This is a genomic window from Thiomicrorhabdus cannonii, from assembly GCF_013391695.1.
GTDB lineage: Bacteria > Pseudomonadota > Gammaproteobacteria > Thiomicrospirales > Thiomicrospiraceae > Thiomicrorhabdus > Thiomicrorhabdus cannonii.
In genome coordinates this window covers 1-483 of the sequence record NZ_JACBGH010000022.1, presented here as the reverse complement: position 1 = coordinate 483, position 483 = coordinate 1, and the positions used below count along the sequence as shown (strand labels likewise).

Below are 483 nucleotides of genomic sequence, written 5' to 3'. Positions count from 1 at the left end.
GCTGGAATCCCAGCGTCATCAGTTCCTGCGCCATATTTACCATGAACTGAAAACGCCGCTCGCCAGCATGCGTGAAGGAACGGAGCTGCTGGCAGACGAGGTGGCAGGGCCGCTAACGCCAGAACAGAAAGAAATTGTTGAGATTCTGGATGCCAGCAGCCGCAAACTGCAAAAGCTGATTGAACAGCTGCTGGATTACAACCGCAAGCTGGCTGACGGGGCGGTCGTTCTTGAAGAGGTCGAGATTGCGCCGCTGGTGGATATGGTGATCTCCGCCCATAGCTTGCCAGCAAGAGCTAAAATGATGCATACCGGGGTGGAGTTGAGTGCGCCTGCCTGTCTCGCTGAACCGATGCTTTTAATGAGCGTTCTGGATAATCTTTACTCCAATGCGGTGCACTATGGTACTGAATCCGGTAACATTTATATCCGAAGTTATACGATGGGTTCCCGGGTGTTTATTGACGTCGCTAACACCGGCAC

1 protein-coding gene is annotated in these 483 nt (G+C 52.8%); it reads left to right on the top strand.

Features of this window, described 5'->3' with window-relative positions:
* The coding region (locus HZ297_RS11770; RefSeq protein ID WP_178863959.1) for a sensor histidine kinase at window positions 1-483 on the top strand (483 nt) is incomplete at both ends.